Annotated in this window: 2 protein-coding genes, 1 tRNA gene and 1 pseudogene; 3 read left to right on the forward strand and 1 reads right to left on the reverse strand. The window is 50.3% G+C overall.

Annotated features, from left to right (window positions below; translation table 11 throughout):
* Positions 1-80 precede the first annotated feature (80 nt).
* Positions 81-2,216 (reverse strand): ornithine decarboxylase, encoded by a 2,136-nt coding sequence (locus FDW98_RS21385; protein ID WP_096755731.1) that lies wholly within the window; start codon positions 2,214-2,216, stop codon positions 81-83.
* 468 nt (positions 2,217-2,684) lie between these two features.
* Here FDW98_RS21385 and FDW98_RS21390 point away from each other — a divergent pair, with 468 nt between their 5' ends.
* From FDW98_RS21390 to FDW98_RS21400, 3 genes and pseudogenes are all read left to right on the forward strand, one after another.
* Positions 2,685-3,392, forward strand: coding sequence for a DUF554 domain-containing protein (locus tag FDW98_RS21390; RefSeq protein WP_096755730.1), 708 nt, complete (start codon positions 2,685-2,687; stop codon positions 3,390-3,392).
* 105 nt (positions 3,393-3,497) lie between these two features.
* Positions 3,498-3,573, forward strand: a tRNA-Phe gene (locus FDW98_RS21395).
* Between the two features lie 160 nt (positions 3,574-3,733).
* Positions 3,734-4,140, forward strand: a pseudogene (locus tag FDW98_RS21400) (Arm DNA-binding domain-containing protein); the annotation flags it as partial.
* Positions 4,141-4,721: the final 581 nt, after the last annotated feature.

Genomic DNA, 4,721 nt, shown 5'->3' on the forward strand with positions numbered 1-4,721 from the left:
TCAGTTGCTTAACTGACTGGCATTACACCTGACGGTGACCCTTTTTTTGCCGGAAATGTATCGACCGCGCGATCCGTTTTTTATTTCAGAACATATCCGTACAGACGCTTAATGCCGTCGGCATCCGTTTCACTGTAAACCCCTTGCAGTTCAGGTGAGAAGCCCGGCAGCAGATTAACGCCCTCTTCCAGCGCCAGGAAGTAACGCTGCACCGCTCCGCCCCACACTTCACCGGGTACTACGCACAACACGCCGGGAGGATAAGGCAACGCACCTTCTGCCGCGATACGACCGGCAGCATCACTAATGCGCACCAGCTCAACATCTCCCCGAATATAGGCACTGTTGGCATCCTGCGGGTTCATGGCAACAGCGGGTAAGCTCTCCTGACGGAACATCGCTTTTTGCAGATCCTTCACATCAAAGCTCACGTACAGGTCATGCATTTCCTGACACAGTTCACGCAGCGTGTAATCCCGATAGCGCATCGGGTATTTGTTGAAGATTGTGGGCAGCACATCTGCCAGCGGCGTATCGTTCTCAATGTGCTGTTCAAACTGAGCCAGCATCGCCACCAGCTGCGTCATTTTCTCTGCGCTTTCTGCTGGCGTCAGCAGGAACAGGATTGAATTGAGGTCGCATTTTTCCGGCACAATACCATTCTCTCGCAGGTAGTGTGCGAGGATCGTCGCTGGTATACCAAAGTCAGTATACTGCCCAGTTTGCGCATCAATGCCCGGCGTGGTCAGCAGCAGTTTGCACGGATCGACAAAATACTGATCGCTCGCATAGCCGTCAAAACCATGCCATTTTGCTCCCGGCTCAAAGCTAAAGAAGCGACGCTCGCTGGCAATAACCTGCGTCGGGTATGTCTGCCAGGGCCTCCCCCCCACCATCGGGGGAATAAAGGGCTGAATCAGCTTACAGCGATCAATAATGGCTTTACGTGCCTCAATTCCTAACGCCACGCATTCCGCCCATAACCGGCGTCCGCTCTCACCTTCATGGATTTTTGCGTTAACGTCCAGCGCGGCAAATAGCGGGTAAAACGGGCTGGTGGAGGCGTGCAGCATAAAGGCATTGTTCAACCGTTTATGCGGGCAAAAACGCGCCTGGCCGCGAATATGGTTATCTTTTTTGTGGATCTGCGAGGTTTGTGAGAACCCGGCCTGCTGTTTGTGCACCGACTGGGTGACAAAAATCCCCGGATCGTTAGGTTTGAGATCCAGTAGCAATGGCGAGCCATCCGCCATCATCGGGATAAATTGTTCGTAGCCAACCCAGGCAGAGTCAAACAAAATGTAATCGCACAAACTGCCGATCTTGTCGATCACCTGTCGCGCGTTATAAATGGTTCCATCATAGGTTCCCAACTGGATAATCGCCAGACGGAACGGGCGCGGCTGGTCGGCTTTATGTGGTGCGACGTCGCGTATCTGCCCGCGCAGATACGCTTCATTAAAGCAGTACTCATCAATGCCGCCAATAAAGCCAAACGGGTTACGCGCCGCCTCCAGATAGACTGGTGTAGCACCGGCCTGGATCAGCGCACCATGGTGGTTTGATTTATGATTGTTACGGTCAAACAGCACCAGATCGCCACGCGTCAGCAACGCGTTGGTCACGACTTTATTGGCAGCAGAGGTGCCGTTCAGCACAAAGTATGTTTTATCTGCATTAAACACTTTTGCCGCAAACTTCTGCGCATGCTTTGCCGACCCCTCATGAATGAGCAAATCGCCCAACTTGACGTCAGCATTGCACATATCCGCGCGAAACAAATTCTCGCCAAAGAACTCATAAAAATGCCGTCCGGCAGGATGTTTCTTAAAAAATTCACCATGCTGATGGCCTGGGCAGGCAAAGGTACTGTTACCCATTTCGACATACTGCGTCAGCGTGTCATAAAATGGTGGCAACAGATCGTCCTCATAACGACATGCGGCAGACTCCAGCTCCAGCCAGTCCTGTGCGTTACCGCCAATAACCGCCTCTGCACCCGCAGGCAATTCGACAGTAACCTCTGAGAAAATAAACACCGGTAAATGAAAACCTGTGCGTTTAAGCAACGCGAGGATCCCGCTGCGGCTGTCCGCAACGGTAATGACGACTGCCGCAACATCAGTAAAATCGGTACCGTCCAGTGACACCACCTGACGATGGGTAGACAGACAAGAGACCAGTTCACCACTGGCGGCAATTTTCATTGATTTCATAAGCGCAAAAACCCGTTTCGGGAAAGTCAAAGTCCCGGACAATGCCACACGGCGTTATCCCACGAAATGTTTGGTCAAACTGGTTACCAGCCCCGACCGCCAGACATCAGTAAAAGCAGATAGCCTCTGATCTTACTGTTATCCTGCAGTGAGCGTACGCCGCCGTCACCGCATGGAGGGAGAATGAGGATGTGTCGTAGAAAGGGGAGAACGTCGCGCAAAAAGGCGATGTTGAAGGTGATGTAGGGGGAATTGATTCATCCCAGGCAACCCCATTCAGACAGGAGAAAATTCGCGCAATCATGGCACCTTTCACTACCAGGCGCAAGACAAAATCCTATGCATATCCCCACAGATAAACAAGCATTTTGCCGGACAATAGCGTCATAATAATGCAATCTGAAAACATAAATATACCCCGAAAATTGCCTTCGTCATCAAGACGATAACGGGTATGCAGGAGCTCATGTGGTAATCGGACCTTTTATTAATGCCAGCGCTATTTTACTTGGTGGCGTTCTCGGCACGCTGCTCAGCCAGCATTTACCCGAACGCATTCGGGTCTCAATGACCTCTATTTTCGGACTGGCTTCTCTGGGTATTGGTATCTTGCTGGTAATCAAATGCGCCAACCTGCCGGTTATGGTGCTGGCAACGCTGGTCGGCGCACTGATTGGCGAGCTTTGCCATCTGGAAAAAGGGATTAATGCGGCGGTCGCCAAAGCGCAGCAGCTTTTCTCAAAGTCAGATGCCAATGCAACGCACGAATCGTTTATTCAAAGCTTTGTCGCCATCATTGTGCTGTTTTGTGCCAGCGGCACCGGGATCTTTGGGGCGATACATGAAGGAATGACCGGCGATCCGAATATTTTAATCGCGAAGTCGTTTCTCGATTTCTTCACCGCTATCATCTTCGCCTGTTCGCTGGGGATTGCGGTATCCGCCATTTGTGTGCCGATGCTGGCAATCCAGTTGACGCTCGCCGCCTGCGCCGCGCTGATCTTGCCTTTGACGACGCCTGCCATGATGGCTGACTTTAGCGCCGTAGGTGGCTTGCTGTTGCTGGCAACCGGCTTGCGTATCTGCGGAATTAAAATGTTTGCCGTCGTGAATATGCTACCTGCCCTGCTATTGGCCATGCCGCTTTCCGCCGCGTGGACGGCATTTTTTGCCTGAGAATGCGTGCAATACCAGCAATGTGGTGATAGATTGTGCAGTCTGCATTGATTTGAAGAAATTTCGTTGACGAAAAGAAGCGAATCGGTTTTAATGCGCCTCGTTGCCCGGATAGCTCAGTCGGTAGAGCAGGGGATTGAAAATCCCCGTGTCCTTGGTTCGATTCCGAGTCCGGGCACCACTTTTTTGTTTTTATGCTTCTCTATGAATCCCATCGTGCATTAAATTCAATAGGTTAGCGTTAAAATCTTTCCAGATACGTATCTGTTTATCTCTAGGCATCCGGAAAATTTGGGGTCAGATTGCGAGTCATTCAGTTCGATGAATGGAGAGCCCCTCAAATGGCCCTGAATGACAGCAAAATCCGCGCTGCGAAACCCCTCGCAAAATCCTACAAACTCACCGACTCACAAGGTCTGTACCTCACGATATCCGCCAGCGGCTCTAAGCTATGGTATTTCCGCTACCGTTTTGAAGGTAAGGAAAATCGTCTGGCCTTTGGCCCCTACCCACAGGTTACGCGGCAGAAGCCCGCGAAAAGCGCGATGCGGCGCGTAAGCTGCTGATATCCGGTATTTGCCCTTCTCAGCCGCGTAAAGCAGAAAAAGCAGCAGTAGATGAATCCCGCACGTTTAAATTTATCGCCACTGCGTGGCACACCAGTTGCCTTAAGTTCTGGTCGGAAAGCCACGCGAACAAGATCCTGACCAGCCTTAAACGGAGTTTAACTCGGCAGATCGCTTCTATGAGAAAAATGACCGCCTTGATGAGGTAAAGTCCACAGAGATTATTGCGGAACGCCTGAATTTAAGACTCCAGCCTCAGGGCATCGCTATAACTCCTGAACATCAGTTAAAAGGGAAAAACAGGAGTGATTTCACCGCATCTAAATTGATTGGCGGAAGAAGACGGCTGCTGGTTACGGAAGTCAAAGGCCAGTGGCACAGAGAGTTATATTCTGCCGCTTCAGCCCACTCTATGACCGTTATTCCATTCATCCTGATGCCGAGCAGCAGGGTATCTTTCTTGTCATATGGTTTGGAGAAAACGAAACCGTTGCTGGCCGCAGAACCCACGGAATTAAAACCGCTTAGGAACTTAAAATGAGTATTGAAGCAGTATTACCGGCTGATCTCCGTGGCTTAATTGATGTTTTCGTTTTAGATGTTTCACGACAGAATCACCATCAACGTTAGCAACATAGACCATTAACTAAGTAGACGTTAAAACCATAAAAACAGAGCTTTGACGTCTACTTAAAATCACATTATAGTTATGTGGACACCAAAACCTTATAAACATAGTATTCACGTCCACTTATGAACCGCT

This window comes from Citrobacter sp. wls711 (assembly GCF_005281055.1).
In the GTDB taxonomy this organism is placed as follows: domain Bacteria; phylum Pseudomonadota; class Gammaproteobacteria; order Enterobacterales; family Enterobacteriaceae; genus Citrobacter; species Citrobacter gillenii.